The sequence below is a fragment of the Mangrovimonas sp. CR14 genome (assembly GCF_011764015.1).
Classification (GTDB): Bacteria; Bacteroidota; Bacteroidia; order Flavobacteriales; family Flavobacteriaceae; genus Mangrovimonas; species Mangrovimonas futianensis.
This window is the reverse complement of record NZ_JAAFZY010000003.1, coordinates 180611-196718: the sequence shown is the minus strand read 5'-3', so window position 1 is coordinate 196718 and position 16108 is coordinate 180611. Positions and strand designations below refer to the sequence as shown.

Here is a 16108-nt window from a genome sequence, read left to right as displayed (position 1 = left end):
TATTAATTTAAATTTGTTTTCGAAAAAAAATATAAATCTATCATAAATGAGCGTTTTAGTTAATAAAGATTCAAAAATAATAGTTCAAGGATTTACTGGTAGTGAAGGTACCTTTCACGCTGGTCAAATGATTGATTACGGTACCAACGTAGTTGGTGGAGTTACTCCAGGAAAAGGCGGACAATCACATTTGGATAAGCCTGTTTTCAACACCGTTAAGGAAGCTGTTGATCAAGTTGGGGCAGATACAACTATTATCTTTGTTCCGCCAGCATTTGCTGCTGATGCTATTATGGAAGCTGCCGATGCAGGAATCAAAGTAATCATTACAATTACAGAAGGTATTCCAGTAGCTGATATGATTAAAGCTGCTGATTACATAAAAGATAAGGATTGTCGTTTAATTGGTCCTAACTGTCCAGGAGTTATTACTCCAGAAGAGGCAAAAGTGGGTATTATGCCAGGATTTGTTTTCAAAAAAGGAAAAGTAGGGATTGTTTCTAAATCAGGAACCCTAACGTATGAAGCGGCAGACCAAGTAGTAAAACAAGGTTTAGGTATTACTACTGCAATTGGTATTGGAGGAGATCCTATTATTGGAACTACTACCAAAGAAGCGGTAGAATTATTGGTCAATGATCCTGAAACAGAAGCCGTGGTTATGATTGGTGAGATTGGTGGTCAATTGGAAGCTGATGCGGCCAAATGGTATAAAGAAAGTGGAAGCAAAAAGCCTATTGTTGGTTTTATAGCTGGTGAAACTGCTCCTGCAGGTAGAACTATGGGACATGCTGGTGCCATAGTTGGTGGAAGTGATGACACAGCTCAAGCAAAAAAGAAAATTATGAGAGAATGTGGAATTCACGTAGTGGATTCTCCTGCTGAAATCGGTAAAAAAGTGGCCGAAGTAGTCGGGTAATTATTCTTAAATAGTATTTAAAACCTCACAATATTGTGAGGTTTTTTTTATTTCGTCAATTTGTTATTAGTATATTTGAATATCAACTATTTTTTAAAATCAAATGAAATTATTAGAAGGAAAAACAGCAATAATCACTGGTGGGAGTAGAGGAATTGGTAAAGGAATTGCAGAAACCTTTGCTCAACATGGAGCCAATGTAGCATTTACTTTTAGTTCTTCTGTAGAAGCTGCTCAACAATTGGAAAAAGACTTAGGAACTTTCGGAGTAAAAGTTAAGGGATATCAAAGTAATGCTGCCGATTTTAATGAGGCTCAAAAATTGGTAGATGATGTCGTTGCTGAATTTGGTTCAGTGGATATTTTAGTTAATAATGCTGGAATTACCAAAGATAATTTGTTAATGCGGATTAGTGAGGAAGATTTTGATAAGGTAATCGAAGTTAATTTGAAGTCAGTCTTTAATATGACGAAGGCAGTTCAAAGAACTATGCTTAAACAAAGAAAAGGTTCTATTATCAATATGAGTTCTGTAGTTGGAGTAAAAGGAAATGCAGGACAAACCAATTATGCTGCTTCCAAAGCAGGGATCATTGGTTTTTCAAAATCAGTAGCGTTAGAATTAGGAAGTAGAAATATTAGAAGTAACGTTATTGCACCAGGATTTATCGAGACTGAAATGACTGGTAAATTAGATGAGAAAACAGTTCAAGGTTGGAGAGATTCTATTCCATTAAAACGTGGCGGAACTCCTGAAGATGTTGCAAATGCTTGTGTGTTCTTAGCCAGTGACTTAAGTGCATATGTAACAGGACAAACCATTAATGTTGATGGTGGAATGTTAACATAATTTATGTCTTTAGAAACCATATTTTATATCATATTATCAGGAATCATAGCGCTTTTATTAGCGCTTTTTCAGTATAAATACCAAAGAAAGAACCAAGGCACCATAAATTGGATCTTGATAGGAATAAGATTCCTATCCGTTTTTTTGTTGTGCTTGTTATTGGTTAATCCAAGGTTTGAAAAGGTGGTTTCTTATGAAGAAAAACCGACTTTGGTTGTTGCTGTAGATAATTCCAATTCTGTCGCTTATCTTGAACATGATAACCAAGTTAAGAGATTGATTGAAAGCATAGATAACAATGATGAATTAAAGGAAAGGTTTCATGTTGATTGGTATGCGTTTAGTGAAGATTTAACGGAACTTGATACTCTTGATTTTAAAGGAAAACAAACGAATTTAGATCGGGTATTTTCAGATTTAACTCAGATTTACAGACAGGAAAATGCGCCAACGATATTAGTCACTGATGGAAATCAAACCTATGGTGGAGATTATTCTTTTACTTCTGAAAAATATGGACAATCGGTTTATCCGGTAATTCTTGGAGATTCCACAGTGTATAGTGATTTGAAAATTCAAAAATTGAATGTCAATAAGTATGCATTTCTGAAGAATCGATTCCCAGTAGAGGCCATTTTGGTTTATAATGGCGAAGAAACTGTTAGTTCAACGTTTAAAGTAACTGTAGGGAATACAACGGTTTTCTCAAAAAATGTCACTTTTTCTCCTGATGATAATTCTGAAGTATTAAATTTTTATTTATCGGCTAATAAAGTTGGAGTGTTTACCTATCATGCCGAAATCATTCCTTTGGAGAATGAAAAGAATACGGTTAATAACACTAAAAATTTTGTAGTTGAAGTCATTGACCAAAAGACCAATGTGGCTTTGGTTAGTGCTATTAGGCATCCTGATCTAGGTGCTTTAAAAAAGGCTGTTGAGAGCAACGAACAACGGGAAGCTACAATTTTAACACCAGAAGCTTATTTAGAGAATATTGATAATTATCAATTAGTCATTGCTTATCAACCTAATACCACCTTTAAAAAGGTATTTGATTCATTCAATGATTTTTCTAGAAATGTATTTTATATCACAGGCACTCATACCGATTGGAACTTTTTGAATTCTTTGGATCTCGGTTTTAAACAAACGGTTACCAATCAAAAAGAGGATTATCTAGCTTACTTGAATCTAGGTTATTCTAATTTTTTGATAGAAGATATTGATTTTGAATCTTTTCCACCTTTGCAATCAACGTTTGGGGAGGTAGATTATCAAATAGCAGCAAATCCTTTGTTATTTCAAAGAATAGGAAGTGTTTCAACAGAAACACCTTTGCTGTCCACATTTGAAAGAAATCAAAATCGGTATGCCTTATTATTGGGAGAAGGAATCTGGAAATGGAGAGCCCAAACGTATCTGAATTCCAAATCGTTTTCAGAGTTTGATACATTTTTAGGTAAGTTGATTCAGTATTTGGCCTCAACCAAAAAGCAGAGTAGATTAACAGTTGATTACGAATCTTTTTATGAGGGTAATAATAACATTTCTTTAAAGGCCCAATACTTCAATAAGAACTATGAATTTGATCAAAGGGAGCCATTAGAAGTTGTTATAAAGGATAAAAATAGTGAACAGGTAACAACCTATCCATTGGTATTGAAAAATAACTTTTTTGAAGTTGATTTAAGCAATTTGCCACCATCCGATTATAGTTTTACTGTCAAGGCAGTGGATGAAAATATTTCCACCTCCGGAAGCTTTAAAATTTTAGATTACAATGTGGAACAACAATTCTTGAATGCCGAAATTACCAAGCTAAATCAAGTGGCTTCCCAAAGTCAAGGTAAAAGCTTTTTTATTGATGATTATGATCAGATCATTAATGATTTATTAGGAGATAATCGCTACAAACCTCTCTTGAAAAACAATAGAATTGTTGTACCTTTAATAGACTGGAAATACCTTTTGGCATTGGTAGTGTTACTGCTTGGTGCTGAGTGGTTTATCAGAAAATATAACGGACTAATTTAAATTTTTTATCATGGAGAGATTACCAAAAGTGGCAGTTCCTGCCATTGCAGCACTTATTTTTTTAATTATTATTCTAGCAAAATCAACGGTCACTATTGATGCTGGTCATGCTGCTGTATTATATGAAACCCTAGGAGATGGAGTAGATTCAGATAAAGCTCCGCTTGGACCGGGCTTTCATATAATTGCTCCTTGGAATAGAGTTATCGACTATGAAACTCGCCAACAGGAAATTCCAGAAAAAATGTCGGTTTTGTCATCTAACGGATTAGATATAAAGTTAGACGCCTCTGTATTATATGAGCCAGATGTAAAGAATTTAGGAAAATTACATAATGAGAAAGGTGAAAACTATTTAAGCAGAGTTTTGCAGCCAGCCATTAGAAGTGCAGCGAGAAGCGTGGTGGGACGTTATACTCCTGAGCAATTATATTCTACTAAGCGAGATGCCATTCAAGAAGAAATTTTTGAGGAAACAAAAAAAATAGTAGAAAGGCAATATATTCAATTAAACAATGTGTTAATTAGAGATGTAACTTTGCCACCTACCATTAAAGACGCTATAGAGCGTAAACTTAGACAAGAACAAGAATCTCTAGAATACGAATTTAGATTAGTTACTGCTGAAAAAGAAGCTGAAAGACAGATTATTGAGGCTCAAGGAAAGGCAGATGCTAACCGTATCTTAAGTGCTTCTTTAACAGATAAAATACTTCAAGACAAAGGTATTGAAGCGACAGTAAAACTATCGGAATCTAATAATAGCAAAGTAGTTGTTATAGGATCTGGAGATTCAGGGATGCCAATAATTTTAGGGGATCAATAAAAAAAGCACTATCAGATTTAAAACTTAATAAAAATTTATAATTGTGATCCAAACATTTGGATATATGGATTTTTATTTTGAAAATTTGCATATACAAAACGAAACATGAATTTTATTCAATTACATCATCATCATTTTCATACTTGCACTCAGGCGAGCTGAAAATGTATTGAATAAAATCAAGATATTTAAAACCCGTTTGAGTAAATCAAACGGGTTTTTTTATTTCTAAATCCTTCGGTTTACTCAACTTAAAAAAATTAAGTAATGAAGAAACTAAAAATCGCTGTTCAAAAATCTGGAAGACTTAATGAGGATTCCATGAAAATTCTGAGAGATGTTGGAATTTCAATAGATAACGGTAAAGATCAGTTAAAGGCATCTGCAGCCAATTTCCCTCTCGAAGTATTTTATTTGCGAAATGGAGACATCCCCCAATATCTAAATGATGGAGTAGTGGATGCCGCTATAATAGGGGAAAATGTTCTTTTTGAAAAGGGAAGAGATATAAAGACTGTTGAAAAATTAGGGTTTTCAAAATGTAAAGTATCTGTGGCCATTCCTAAATCAAAAAGTTATAACACGCTCTCTGATTTAAACGGAAAACGAATTGCTACTTCTTATCCAAATACGGTTAAGGAATTTTTGAAAGAGAATGAGGTAAATGCTGAATTACATATCATTAATGGTTCTGTAGAAATTGCCCCTAATATAGGTTTAGCTGACGCTATTGTTGATATTGTTTCCAGTGGCAGTACCTTGTTTAAAAACAACTTAAAGGAGGTAGAAGTACTTTTAAAATCGGAGGCGGTATTGGCTGTTTCTCCAAAGATTGGCGAGGTAGAACAAACTATTTTACAGCGTTTGCAATTCCGTATCCAATCCGTTTTAAAAGGTAGGCAGAATAAATATGTTCTCTTGAATGCGCCTAATGATAAGATAGATGATATTATAAGAATTTTACCTGGAATGAATAGTCCTACCATTATGCCTTTAGCTAAGGAAGGTTGGAGCTCTTTACACTCCGTTATCAATAAAAATGAATTTTGGGAAGTAATAGATGAGCTTAAACTCAATGGTGCCGAAGGAATTTTAGTATGTCCAATAGAAAATATGGTATTGTAAATGAAAACGATAGTTAATCCAAATAGCGAAGGCTGGGAAGAAATTTTAAAACGTCCCACCCAAAAGGTTGAAGACATTGAAAAAACGGTCATAGAGATTTTTGAGGATATCAAACGACATGGTGACACAGCTGTTTTAAAGTATACTTCCATATTTGATGGGGTTACTCTTTCTGATTATGTGGTAAGTCAACAAGAATTGGAGGAAGCAATTTCTAGGGTGCCTCAAAACTTGAAGGATGCCATTGAAATTGCCAAGAATAACATTGAACGGTTTCATGCCGCACAAAAAACAGGTAAAGTAGAAGTAGAAACGACAAAAGGTATTACCTGTTGGCAAGAAAAACGCCCTATTGAAAAAATAGGATTATACATACCTGGTGGTAGTGCGCCATTATTCTCTACTGTATTAATGTTGGTTGTTCCAGCTAAAATTGCAGGATGCCAAGAAATTGTATTGTGTTCACCTCCTAATAAAGAAGGGAAATTAGCAGATGAAATCTTATTTACGGCTCAGTTATGTGGCGTGACTAAAATCATTAAAGTTGGGGGTATTCAAGCGATAGCAGGCCTCACCTTTGGTACTGAAACAATTCCTCAGGTCTATAAGATTTTTGGACCGGGAAATCAGTTCGTCACTGTTGCCAAACAGTTGGCAACAAAATTTAATGTAGCCATTGATATGCCAGCGGGTCCTAGCGAGCTTTTGGTTTATGCTGATGAATCTGCTAAAGCAAGTTATGTGGCTTCAGATTTATTGAGTCAGGCTGAACATGGGGGAGACAGTCAAGTGATTTTGGTCACACCTTCTTTGAAGTTATTGAAAGAAGTGGAGCAGGAAATAGAAAATCAGCTTGAAGAACTTCCAAGGAAATCTATTGCCCAAGCTGCCATTAATAATTCAAGGCTTGTATTATTGGAAAGTAATGAACAGGCTTTGGATTTAATTAATGAATATGGTCCGGAGCACTTTATTATCTGTTCGGAAAATGCAGATTATTTCATTAATGGAATTAGGAATGCGGGTTCAGTATTTATAGGAAATTACACTCCTGAAAGTGCTGGGGATTATGCCTCTGGAACGAACCATACACTACCTACTAATGGTTTTAGTAAGTCCTATTCAGGTGTCAATTTGGATAGTTTTACAAAAAGCATCACATTTCAAAAGATTACAGAAACCGGACTTCTTAATATTGGTGAAACCATAGAATTAATGGCTGAAGCAGAAGGTTTGTCGGCTCATAAAAATGCAGTTTCCATCCGATTGAAGGATTTAAAAAAGGAAAAGCCATGATGACTATTAATGAGATCAAAAATTTGGTAAGGCCATCGGTGATGGCATTAAAACCGTATTCCTCTGCTAGGGATGAGTTTAAAGAGTTCAACAAGGATCTTATTTTTTTAGATGCGAATGAGAATCCATTTTCTAATGGATTGAACAGATACCCAGATCCCCAACAAACTAAATTAAAGGAAAGATTATCAGAACTTAAAGGCGTTTCGGTTAGCAATATATTATTGGGAAACGGAAGTGATGAAGTTTTAGATCTTTTAATTCGAGCATTTTGTGAACCCAATCAAGATGAAATATTGATTCTACCCCCAACTTATGGGATGTATCAAGTTTTGGCAGAAGTCAATAATGTGAAATTGAAAGCCGTTAATTTATCCGAAGAATTTCAATTAAGGGTAGAGAACATATTAAATTCAGTTTCTGAAGACACCAAAATATTGTTTATATGTTCACCCAATAATCCGTCAGGAAACAGTTTAAATTCACGAGATATAGAAAGCTTATTGAAACAGTTTAAAGGACTTGTTGTAATTGATGAAGCTTATATAGATTTCTCTTCTCAAGCCAGTTGGCTTAATAGATTACAGGAGTTTCCAAATTTGGTAATAACCCAAACTTTGTCTAAAGCCTATGGGTTGGCAGGAATTCGGTTGGGTATTTGTTATTCCTCAGAATTTATTATTTCTACCTTAAATAAAATAAAGCCTCCATACAATATTAATGAATTAACGCAGCAAAAGGCGTTGGAGCAATTGAATAGCACAGAAGTATTTAAAACCCAAGTACAACAAATCCTAACAGAAAGAAATGTTTTGGAAAGAGAATTAGGAAGCATCGCTTATATTTCCGAGATATATCCCTCTGATGCCAACTTTATTTTGGTCAAGGTAGATGATGCAACAAAAAGGTATAATCAGCTTATACAAAAGGGAATCGTGGTTAGAAATCGTTCAAATCAAGTCTTATGTGAGAATTGTTTGAGAATTACTGTAGGAACAACAGAAGAAAACACTAATTTAATCTTAGCTTTAAAAAGTATAAAATGAGCCAGAAAGTATTATTTATAGATCGCGATGGAACTTTGATAAAAGAGCCCGAAGATGAGCAAATTGATGCTTTTGAAAAGTTGGTGTTTTATCCAAAAGTGTTTCAATATTTAGGAAGAATTGCCAAAGAACTGGATTACGAACTGGTGATGGTTACCAATCAGGATGGTTTGGGAACAGAAGTCTATCCTGAGGAAACTTTTTGGCCGGTTCATAACTTGATTCTTGAAACATTTGCTTCGGAGGGTGTTGTATTCAAAGAGCAATTCATTGATCGCACTTTTGCAAGGGATAATGCTCCAACCAGAAAGCCTAATACCGGCTTGCTGACCAAATATTTTTCTGAGGCCTATGATCTTGAAAACTCTTTTGTTATTGGAGATCGATTAACAGACGTGGAATTGGCCAAAAACATAGGAGCTAAGGGCATTTTTATTAATAACGAAAGTTATTTGGGTGAAGATGAAGTAACGGTAGACAGACAAAAATTAAATGAATTTATAGCTCTAGAAACAGATGATTGGGAGACTATTTATAAGTTTTTGAAATTAGCTGATCGTTCTGCTTCCATAGTTAGAAACACCAAGGAAACCCAAATAGCGATTGATTTAAATTTGGATGGAACGGGACAAAGTGAGATTTCGACTGGTTTGGCATTTTTTGACCATATGCTTGACCAAATTTCTAGACATGGGCAATTGGATTTAAGGATAAAAGTAGAGGGAGATCTTGAAGTAGATGAACATCATACTATTGAGGATACAGCCATAGCATTAGGCGAAGTTTTTTATAAAGCATTAGGAGATAAATTAGGTTTGGAGCGTTATGGTTTCTGTTTGCCCATGGATGATTGTTTAGCTCAGGTTTCTATAGATTTTGGAGGTAGAAATTGGTTGGTTTGGGAAGCTGATTTTAAGCGGGAGATGATTGGAAAAATGCCAACAGAAATGTTCTATCATTTCTTCAAATCTTTTACAGATGGTGCTAGGTGTAACTTGAATATTAAGGCAGAAGGGAGCAATGAACACCACAAAATTGAAGCCATTTTTAAGGCTTTCGCCAAGGCCATAAAAATGGCTATTAAAAGAGATGTGGATAAAATGATTTTGCCATCTACAAAAGGGGTTCTTTAATGAAATTAGCGATAATAGATTATGGAGCGGGGAATATTAAAAGCATTCAATTTGCTTTTAATAGATTGGGTGTCAATGCCATTTTAACTCATGATGAAAAGGATATTATAAATGCTGATAAGGTCATTTTTCCGGGAGTAGGAGAGGCAGGTAGTGCCATGAAGATGCTTAAAAAAAGTGGATTAAATCAATTGATTCCGGAGTTAAAACAACCGGTTTTAGGTATTTGCTTGGGAATGCAATTATTATGTAATTACACCGAAGAAGGAGATACCGAAGGATTAGGTATTTTTGATACAAATGTTAAACGGTTTGACCATTCCGTTAAAGTACCCCATATGGGCTGGAATGTCATTACAGATCTTCAATCAGATTTGTTTAAAGAGGTTCCAGATAGGTCCTATTTATATTTAGTGCATAGTTATTATGCCGAGTTGGGATCACAAGCGATTGCCAAAACCGATTATGGATTGGTTTATGCTTCCGCTCTAAACTATCATAATTTTTATGGAGTCCAATTTCATCCAGAGAAAAGTGGCGAAGTGGGGGCTCAAATTTTGAATAATTTTTTAAAACTTTAAAAATGCGAATTATACCAGCAATAGATATTATCGACGGCAAGTGTGTCAGACTCACAAGAGGCGATTTTGACACCAAAAAAGTATATAATGAAAATCCGCTGGAAGTGGCCAAACAGTTTGAAAATGCAGGCATTGAATATTTGCATTTAGTTGATTTGGACGGGGCGAAAGCTCATGAAATTGTCAACTATAAAGTATTGGAGCAAATTGCTACTAAAACGTCTTTAAAGATCGATTTTGGAGGTGGATTGAAGTCAGATGAAGATTTATATATCGCCTTTAATTCGGGAGCTAAACAAGTCACAGGAGGTAGTATTGCGGTTAAAAATCCAAAGGTTTTTGAAAAGTGGCTGGATAAATATGGAGGTAAAAAAATAATTCTTGGTGCCGATGCAAAAGATGAGAAGATTGCTGTAAATGGGTGGCAGGAACAAAGTGATTTGGATTTAATCACCTTTATCAAAGCCTATCAAAAAAAAGGCGTGCAGTATGTCATTTGTACTGATATTTCAAAAGATGGAATGCTTGAAGGACCATCCAATGAGCTGTATTCCAAAATTATCCATGAATGCTCCAATTCCAGCTCAGACCAATCAGTCAAGTTGATTGCCTCTGGTGGGGTGTCAAATTTAGATGATGTTATTAGGCTAAAGGAACTTGGATGTGAAGGTGTCATCATAGGGAAGGCATTATATGAGAACAAAATTTCATTAAGAGATCTAGAAAAGTTTATTTAATGCTTACAAAACGAATAATACCGTGCTTGGATATAAAAAATGGAAGAACGGTTAAGGGGGTTAATTTTGTGAATTTAAGAGATGCTGGAGATCCGGTAGAGTTGGCAAAGAAATACGCCGATAAAGGCGCGGATGAATTGGTGTTTTTGGATATTTCAGCAACTTTGGAAGGTAGGAAAACAACCAGAGAGATGGTTCTTAAAGTAGCCGAACAAGTTAACATTCCTTTCACTGTTGGAGGTGGTATATCCACAGTAGAAGATGTGGATATTTTATTAAAAAACGGAGCAGATAAGGTTTCTGTAAATTCAGCAGCTGTTAAAAGACCCGATTTAATCAACGAACTTTCAGCCAAATTTGGAAATCAATGTGTCGTTGTGGCTATCGATGCTAAAGAAATTGATGGTGAATGGAAAGTGCATTTGGCAGGAGGCAGTATCCCAACAGAAATTGATTTGTTTTCTTGGGCTAAAGAGGTTGAGGAACGAGGTGCAGGTGAAATTTTATTTACTTCTATGAATCATGATGGAACCAAGAATGGCTTTGCCAATGAAGCTTTGGCAAAGTTATCCCAATATGTCAATATTCCCATTATCGCTTCAGGTGGTGCGGGAACCACGCAACATTTTGTTGATGCATTTGATAAGGGAAAAGCGGATGCAGCTTTGGCTGCTAGTGTATTTCATTTTGGGGAAATTGAAATATTAGATTTGAAAAAAGAAATTAAAAGGAATAATATAGAAGTACGTTTGTAATGACTATAGATTTTAGTAAAAATGAAAATGGTTTGGTGCCGGCAATCATTCAGGATGCGGAAACCAAGAAAGTATTGATGCTCGGATACATGAATGAAGATTCGTATCAAAAGACCATGAGCACCAAATTAGTAACCTTTTATAGTAGATCGAAACAAAGACTTTGGACCAAAGGAGAAGAAAGTGGAAATGTTCTTTTATTGCAAGATGTCAAAGTAGATTGTGATCACGATACAATTTTGATTCAAGCAAAACCTTCGGGGCCTACCTGCCACAAGGGAACAGATACTTGTTGGGCTGAGGAAAACACACCGCATTTTGGATTTTTAAGTGATTTGGAGGAGGTTATTGATGACCGAGTTAAAAATTTTGATCCCAAAGAATCTTATGTGGCATCCCTTTTTTCAAAGGGCATGAATAAAATAGCACAAAAAGTTGGAGAGGAGGCTGTAGAAATGGTTATTGAGGCCAAAGATGACAACGACGATTTATTTTTAAACGAAAGCGCCGATTTGCTTTTTCACTATCTCATGCTTCTTAAAGCTAAAGGATTTAGTTTAGAAGATGTTGTTGATATTCTTAAAAAAAGGCATTAGTTGTTTCTAATGCCTTTTTTTAATAAGTTATGTGATTGTTTTAGGAAATCCAGCGGTTTTTAGCGGCATAGTAAGCAAACCAAACCAAAAGAGCACTCAATATAATTACCATAATCGGCATAATCATTCCTCCAGGTCCATAAACCTCACTGGCTCTGCTCATAAAGAGATTGTAAGACATTTGAGCGATAACGGCTATTAATGATAAAATTAATAGTGGTTTAGACCATTGCTTTTTTAGAATAAGTCCAAGACAACCAAATGCACCACCAAATACGGCCAAAGCAAAGGCGCCCGTTACCCAAGCTGGAACATCCATATAAAGACTTCTTTCAGCTTCAGGTAGTGCCCTTAAATCTTCTTCGGTCATGTATACTTGGCCCAAATAGGCAATAACTCCCATTAGATTCCAAATGAAGGCAATGATACTTACGGCCCAATACCATTTTGGAGGTTTGATTGTTAAATTGTCTGTCATTGTGTTTTTAATAGTTAGATTAGCAGATAAGAATGAAGTTATAAAAAAAATCTTACTTAGAGTAACAGATTACTTTTTAATCGATTAAATCAAAAAATAAGTGTTTCAAAAGCGTTTCTATTACCTCATTACATGTCAATATTTAGGATACAGATTCCATGGATGGCAAAAACAACCCAACCTAAAAACCCTTCATTTAATGATAGATAGAACCTTTAAATATGTGTTGGAGGGGAAATCATTTAAAACTTTGGTAGCTGGTAGAACCGATGCTATGGTATCAGCTAATGAAACTGCTTTTGAACTTTTCGTTTATGAACCCATCGATGATTTAGATCAATTTTTAAATTGGTTTAATTACAATTTGCCTCAAGATATTAGGGCTTTAAATATTCAGGAAGTAGATGAAAGTTTTAACATCATCCAAAATTCTAAATTAAAGGAATATGTCTATTTGTTTGCTCATGGGCAAAAATGCCATCCATTTTGCGCTCCAATCCTAACAACTATTTTGGACGAGTTGAATATCGACATAATGAAGATAGGAGCCAAGTTGTTTGAAGGACAGCATAACTTCAAGAATTATTGCTATCGGGCTACAGATCAAGGATTGTATGATAGAACGATTGATACCTGCGAACTTGTTGAAAATGATTTGTATAGAGCCAATTTTTTTCCAGAGAAGTCCTATATGCTTCGTGTGGTTGGGCAAGGATTTGGCAGAAATCAAATTAGATTAATGATGGGTGCCCTTATTAGATTGGGAAAAAATGAACTTAGCTTGGAAGACATAGAGCGTAGTTTAGACACATCTGAATTTTCTATAAGTAATTACATTGCACCAGCTTCAGGTTTGATTTTAAATAAGATCGAATTCCAATAAACCTTCTTCTTAAAACTTTTAAGAACAACAGATTAAATCTTAACATAAATTTTGTTAAAGAAAAAAAATGTAAGTTAAATACTGTTAATGCAAAGCGTAAGTCACTCATTAGCAACGTACCTTGAATAAGAATCTTTTTTACGATTCATTATTATTAACCTTAAAACAATTTATTATGTTACGTTGGACTATCGCTTTATTAGTTATTGCTGTTATAGCTGCAATCTTAGGATTTGGAGGCGTTGCGGGAGCAGCTGCCGGGATTGCCAAAATTATTTTCTTCGTATTTCTAGTTCTACTAGTTATATCACTTGTTAGAGGTTTGGTTAAAAGATAACCATAGCTCATTCTTAAAAACTTATTCAAACAATATTTTAATTAACCCTAAAACCTTAAAAATTATGAAACGTTTAATTTATATGTTAATGCTGATGTTTACCATATCCACTGCCTTTGTAGGTTGTAGAGAAGAGAAGGATGCTGGAGACAAAATTGAAGAAGCTGCTGATGATGTAGGTGATGGATTAGAGGATGCAGCCGATGAAGTTGAAGATGCTGTAGATTAATAAACAGCACCCAACTTAATTCTTCTAATTGTTTAACCTTAAAATTCTTAAAATGAAATCGATAATATATGCTGCTTGTTTCCTATTTTCAGGAGTTCTTTTGGCTCAAGAAAAGCCGAAAAATGTTTCTGAGGAAACAACCGTGAAAACCATTAAAATTGATAATGGTAGAGAAGTAACTGAAAAAAAGATTAAAGTAACGACCAAGGAGGAGCAGGAAATCAAATTGGATGAAGATGACAAGAACAAGGTCAATCAATCTATTGTGGCTTCCCCGAAAAAAGTAACCAAAACTGTGGAAGTTGATAGTGATCATGATGTCTTTTATGATTCTAAGTTGCAAACTGCACAATATGTTTGCGATGGTACTATGTATGACTTTGACAGATGTGATACTGGTTTCAAGGTGGTCGCTATTAAAAATGATAATGATGTAAATTTTGGTAACGCGATTCAGTCAAGCACCAAAAACCATTACTTTTTTAGATCTGATAAGTATTCGGGAATAGGCTATTTTAACAGTCAAGGTAACTTTACCGTAGAATACTTTGATGAAAATAAAAATAAATTAGTCAAACAGGAATTTGTTGCTGTTAAAGACATCCAATAATTCCTTTAATAAATAACCATCAAGAAAAGTCCCATTCATTTGGGACTTTTTTTTGTACTTTTAATTAAATTAAAAATGAATGGCGACACAACTAACTTCTGATATATTTACTTTCTTGAACCAGTTAAAGAGTAACAATAATCGCGATTGGTTTAATGATCATAAAAAGGAGTTTAAGGGAATTCAAAAAGAGGTTAAGAACTTTTATGAAATGTTATTTTCTAAGTTGAAAATGCATGACGAAGTAGATAATCTCAAAATTTTTAGAATTTATAGGGATGTTAGATTTTCAAAAAACAAAGAACCCTATAAAATCCATTTTGGAGGTTCTTTTCATAGAAAAAAACCTGAGTTAAGAGGTGGGTATTATTTACATCTATCTCCAAATAATGAATCCTTTATGGCAACGGGATTCTGGGAACCGAATAAAGATGATTTGAATAGGATTAGAAGAGAGTTTGAAATGGATGCTTCAGAAATGAGGGATTTATTGGCAGACCCTAAATTCAAATCAGTTTGGGGTGATTTACAAGGAGACGAACTTAAAACAGCTCCAAGAGATTTTGAAAAAGATCATCCTAACATAGATCTCATTAGGAAAAAACAATATATTTTCATCAAAAAATATTCAGATAAAGAGGTTCTTTCAGAAAATTTCCTGGATGATGTCGACAAATCATTTCAATTGATTAGACCTTACTTTGATTATATGAGTGATGTCTTGACCACCAATTTAAATGGGGAATCCGTTATTTAATCTCTAAAATTGAAAAAGTTTTACCATTAAATTCTATATGATCTCCAGCTTTTTTATTTTTCATCAATTGCCCAATAGGCGATTGTAAAGAAATGGCATAATAGGAGCCAAAATCAAGGTCAATCTTTCCGATACTAGCAGATATAAAAAAAGAGTTTTCTTGCGTTTTTACCAAGCTTCCCAACACACATGTTTCATACCTTATATTTGGGTTGATACTTTTAATAATACCCATGGTTTTTTGGGCATCACTTAAATATTGAGAGTTTTTCTCTAAATCTTCAAAAAGCTTACTGTTTCCAGAATCATCCTCATCATCAGAACTTTTATCATTGGATTCAATGGATTCTTTGATTAGAGCTATTTCGCTTTTATAACTTTCAATACGCTTTTGTACATGGTCTATACAAACCTGTAGCAACTCAAATTTTGTATTCATTAATTAGGCACAGAGTGGCTGTAAAATCTGTAGGTTATCTATTAAGCGATCCTTGACAATATTCATCATCCTTTTATTTAGAGCAGAGGAATTGGTAATGTAAAATTGATATTCTTCAACGGTGAATTGACCAATGACCATACCTTTTAAAGAGTTTCTAAACTTAATGTCCTTCTGAATGGCATTTTCTATATACTCCATTTGTTTTGGCACTGTTAAACTATAAAATACATTTTTGTGCTTGTGGACATAATTTTTAAAAACTTCAACAAAAAGGTCATTTTGAAGTTTAATAATGGGTCTTAAAGTGGCATTTTGAAATCGTTCGTCGCTGCTCATGGTTTCAGTAAATACGGCTGAAGGAATTTGAGGACGACACTGTAGTAAGTCAGTACTTCGGTTTCTCATGGCTGTAAGTTTTGATTAAATTTAATCATATTGTTAGGTGATTATGTTGGGCTAACATTTTGATGT

Annotated in this window: 20 protein-coding genes; 17 read left to right on the top strand and 3 right to left on the bottom strand. The window is 34.5% G+C overall.

The genetic code is table 11. The features are described 5' to 3' along the window. The first annotated feature begins 46 nt into the window (after positions 1-46). The 12 genes from sucD (at position 47) to hisIE (ending at position 11901) form a co-directional block, all read left to right on the top strand. Entirely contained in the window at positions 47-919 is an 873-nt protein-coding gene (gene sucD, locus GZ212_RS06910) for a succinate--CoA ligase subunit alpha (protein WP_166958461.1), read from the top strand. A gap of 103 nt (positions 920-1022) precedes the next feature. Continuing rightward, positions 1023-1769 carry a 3-oxoacyl-[acyl-carrier-protein] reductase gene (gene fabG, locus GZ212_RS06905; protein ID WP_166958459.1) on the top strand — a complete coding sequence of 249 codons (747 nt, stop codon included), beginning with the start codon at positions 1023-1025 and terminating at the stop codon, positions 1767-1769. Positions 1770-1772: 3 nt separating this feature from the next. Further along, the gene (locus GZ212_RS06900) at positions 1773-3806 is read left to right on the top strand and encodes a VWA domain-containing protein (protein ID WP_166958457.1); all 2034 of its coding nucleotides are present in this window, start codon (positions 1773-1775) and stop codon (positions 3804-3806) included. Between the two features lie 10 nt (positions 3807-3816). After that, the gene (locus GZ212_RS06895) at positions 3817-4632 is read left to right on the top strand and encodes a prohibitin family protein (RefSeq protein WP_053969989.1); all 816 of its coding nucleotides are present in this window, start codon (positions 3817-3819) and stop codon (positions 4630-4632) included. A gap of 267 nt (positions 4633-4899) precedes the next feature. Then, positions 4900-5757, top strand: coding sequence for an ATP phosphoribosyltransferase (gene hisG, locus GZ212_RS06890; RefSeq protein WP_166958455.1), 858 nt, complete (start codon positions 4900-4902; stop codon positions 5755-5757). Next, positions 5758-7053 carry a histidinol dehydrogenase gene (hisD, locus tag GZ212_RS06885; protein WP_166958453.1) on the top strand — a complete coding sequence of 432 codons (1296 nt, stop codon included), beginning with the start codon at positions 5758-5760 and terminating at the stop codon, positions 7051-7053. Then, the gene (hisC, locus tag GZ212_RS06880; protein ID WP_240923778.1) at positions 7050-8099 is read left to right on the top strand and encodes a histidinol-phosphate transaminase; all 1050 of its coding nucleotides are present in this window, start codon (positions 7050-7052) and stop codon (positions 8097-8099) included. Before hisD ends, hisC begins: the two co-directional genes overlap by 4 nt. After that, positions 8096-9232, top strand: a complete 1137-nt coding sequence (hisB, locus tag GZ212_RS06875) for a bifunctional histidinol-phosphatase/imidazoleglycerol-phosphate dehydratase HisB (protein ID WP_166958451.1) — start codon at positions 8096-8098, stop codon at positions 9230-9232. The genes hisC and hisB overlap by 4 nt, the downstream gene beginning before the upstream one ends. Then, positions 9232-9813: an imidazole glycerol phosphate synthase subunit HisH gene (gene hisH, locus GZ212_RS06870; RefSeq protein WP_166958449.1), complete on the top strand. Its 582-nt coding sequence runs from the start codon at positions 9232-9234 to the stop codon at positions 9811-9813. The genes hisB and hisH overlap by 1 nt, the downstream gene beginning before the upstream one ends. A gap of 2 nt (positions 9814-9815) precedes the next feature. Beyond that, positions 9816-10550, top strand: coding sequence for a 1-(5-phosphoribosyl)-5-[(5-phosphoribosylamino)methylideneamino]imidazole-4-carboxamide isomerase (gene hisA, locus GZ212_RS06865; RefSeq protein ID WP_166958447.1), 735 nt, complete (start codon positions 9816-9818; stop codon positions 10548-10550). Beyond that, complete coding sequence (gene hisF / locus GZ212_RS06860; RefSeq protein WP_166958445.1) at positions 10550-11305, top strand: imidazole glycerol phosphate synthase subunit HisF; 756 nt, start codon at positions 10550-10552, stop codon at positions 11303-11305. Before hisA ends, hisF begins: the two co-directional genes overlap by 1 nt. Beyond that, positions 11305-11901 (top strand): bifunctional phosphoribosyl-AMP cyclohydrolase/phosphoribosyl-ATP diphosphatase HisIE, encoded by a 597-nt coding sequence (hisIE, locus tag GZ212_RS06855; protein WP_166958443.1) that lies wholly within the window; start codon positions 11305-11307, stop codon positions 11899-11901. Before hisF ends, hisIE begins: the two co-directional genes overlap by 1 nt. A 40-nt stretch (positions 11902-11941) precedes the next feature. Here hisIE and GZ212_RS06850 read toward each other — a convergent pair whose 3' ends face one another. Further along, on the bottom strand, positions 11942-12379 hold the full coding sequence (locus tag GZ212_RS06850) for a hypothetical protein (RefSeq protein WP_166958441.1): 438 nt from the start codon (positions 12377-12379) through the stop codon (positions 11942-11944). Between the two features lie 100 nt (positions 12380-12479). Between GZ212_RS06850 and GZ212_RS06845 the strand changes: the two genes are divergently transcribed. The 5 genes from GZ212_RS06845 (at position 12480) to GZ212_RS06825 (ending at position 15195) form a co-directional block, all read left to right on the top strand. Further along, the gene (locus tag GZ212_RS06845; protein ID WP_166958439.1) at positions 12480-13262 is read left to right on the top strand and encodes a tRNA pseudouridine(38-40) synthase TruA; all 783 of its coding nucleotides are present in this window, start codon (positions 12480-12482) and stop codon (positions 13260-13262) included. A gap of 175 nt (positions 13263-13437) precedes the next feature. Then, on the top strand, positions 13438-13599 hold the full coding sequence (locus GZ212_RS06840; RefSeq protein WP_082316484.1) for a DUF1328 domain-containing protein: 162 nt from the start codon (positions 13438-13440) through the stop codon (positions 13597-13599). A 64-nt stretch (positions 13600-13663) separates the two neighbouring features. Then, positions 13664-13828 (top strand): hypothetical protein, encoded by a 165-nt coding sequence (locus GZ212_RS06835; protein ID WP_166958437.1) that lies wholly within the window; start codon positions 13664-13666, stop codon positions 13826-13828. A gap of 52 nt (positions 13829-13880) precedes the next feature. After that, the gene (locus GZ212_RS06830; protein ID WP_166958435.1) at positions 13881-14438 is read left to right on the top strand and encodes a hypothetical protein; all 558 of its coding nucleotides are present in this window, start codon (positions 13881-13883) and stop codon (positions 14436-14438) included. A 79-nt stretch (positions 14439-14517) separates the two neighbouring features. Next, the gene (locus GZ212_RS06825; RefSeq protein ID WP_166958433.1) at positions 14518-15195 is read left to right on the top strand and encodes a DUF2461 domain-containing protein; all 678 of its coding nucleotides are present in this window, start codon (positions 14518-14520) and stop codon (positions 15193-15195) included. On the opposite strand, the gene GZ212_RS06820 is transcribed toward GZ212_RS06825, so the two are convergent. After that, a complete protein-coding gene (locus GZ212_RS06820; RefSeq protein WP_166958431.1) occupies positions 15188-15634 on the bottom strand; it encodes a transcription elongation factor in 447 nt (148 codons plus the stop codon). The genes GZ212_RS06825 and GZ212_RS06820 overlap by 8 nt on opposite strands. Positions 15635-15637: 3 nt before the next feature. After that, positions 15638-16042: a glyoxalase gene (locus GZ212_RS06815; RefSeq protein ID WP_166958429.1), complete on the bottom strand. Its 405-nt coding sequence runs from the start codon at positions 16040-16042 to the stop codon at positions 15638-15640. Positions 16043-16108: the final 66 nt, after the last annotated feature.

Coding starts and splice junctions, on each gene's coding strand:
- GZ212_RS06820 (WP_166958431.1), bottom strand. CDS start 15,634: ATGAATACAAAATTTGAGTTGCTACAGGTTTGTATAGACCATGTACAA.
- GZ212_RS06850 (WP_166958441.1), bottom strand. CDS start 12,379: ATGACAGACAATTTAACAATCAAACCTCCAAAATGGTATTGGGCCGTA.
- hisD (WP_166958453.1), top strand. CDS start 5,758: ATGAAAACGATAGTTAATCCAAATAGCGAAGGCTGGGAAGAAATTTTA.
- hisC (WP_240923778.1), top strand. CDS start 7,050: ATGATGACTATTAATGAGATCAAAAATTTGGTAAGGCCATCGGTGATG.
- GZ212_RS06900 (WP_166958457.1), top strand. CDS start 1,773: ATGTCTTTAGAAACCATATTTTATATCATATTATCAGGAATCATAGCG.
- hisB (WP_166958451.1), top strand. CDS start 8,096: ATGAGCCAGAAAGTATTATTTATAGATCGCGATGGAACTTTGATAAAA.
- hisG (WP_166958455.1), top strand. CDS start 4,900: ATGAAGAAACTAAAAATCGCTGTTCAAAAATCTGGAAGACTTAATGAG.
- hisIE (WP_166958443.1), top strand. CDS start 11,305: ATGACTATAGATTTTAGTAAAAATGAAAATGGTTTGGTGCCGGCAATC.
- sucD (WP_166958461.1), top strand. CDS start 47: ATGAGCGTTTTAGTTAATAAAGATTCAAAAATAATAGTTCAAGGATTT.
- fabG (WP_166958459.1), top strand. CDS start 1,023: ATGAAATTATTAGAAGGAAAAACAGCAATAATCACTGGTGGGAGTAGA.
- GZ212_RS06835 (WP_166958437.1), top strand. CDS start 13,664: ATGAAACGTTTAATTTATATGTTAATGCTGATGTTTACCATATCCACT.
- hisH (WP_166958449.1), top strand. CDS start 9,232: ATGAAATTAGCGATAATAGATTATGGAGCGGGGAATATTAAAAGCATT.
- GZ212_RS06825 (WP_166958433.1), top strand. CDS start 14,518: ATGGCGACACAACTAACTTCTGATATATTTACTTTCTTGAACCAGTTA.
- GZ212_RS06815 (WP_166958429.1), bottom strand. CDS start 16,042: ATGAGAAACCGAAGTACTGACTTACTACAGTGTCGTCCTCAAATTCCT.
- GZ212_RS06895 (WP_053969989.1), top strand. CDS start 3,817: ATGGAGAGATTACCAAAAGTGGCAGTTCCTGCCATTGCAGCACTTATT.
- GZ212_RS06830 (WP_166958435.1), top strand. CDS start 13,881: ATGAAATCGATAATATATGCTGCTTGTTTCCTATTTTCAGGAGTTCTT.
- GZ212_RS06840 (WP_082316484.1), top strand. CDS start 13,438: ATGTTACGTTGGACTATCGCTTTATTAGTTATTGCTGTTATAGCTGCA.
- hisA (WP_166958447.1), top strand. CDS start 9,816: ATGCGAATTATACCAGCAATAGATATTATCGACGGCAAGTGTGTCAGA.
- hisF (WP_166958445.1), top strand. CDS start 10,550: ATGCTTACAAAACGAATAATACCGTGCTTGGATATAAAAAATGGAAGA.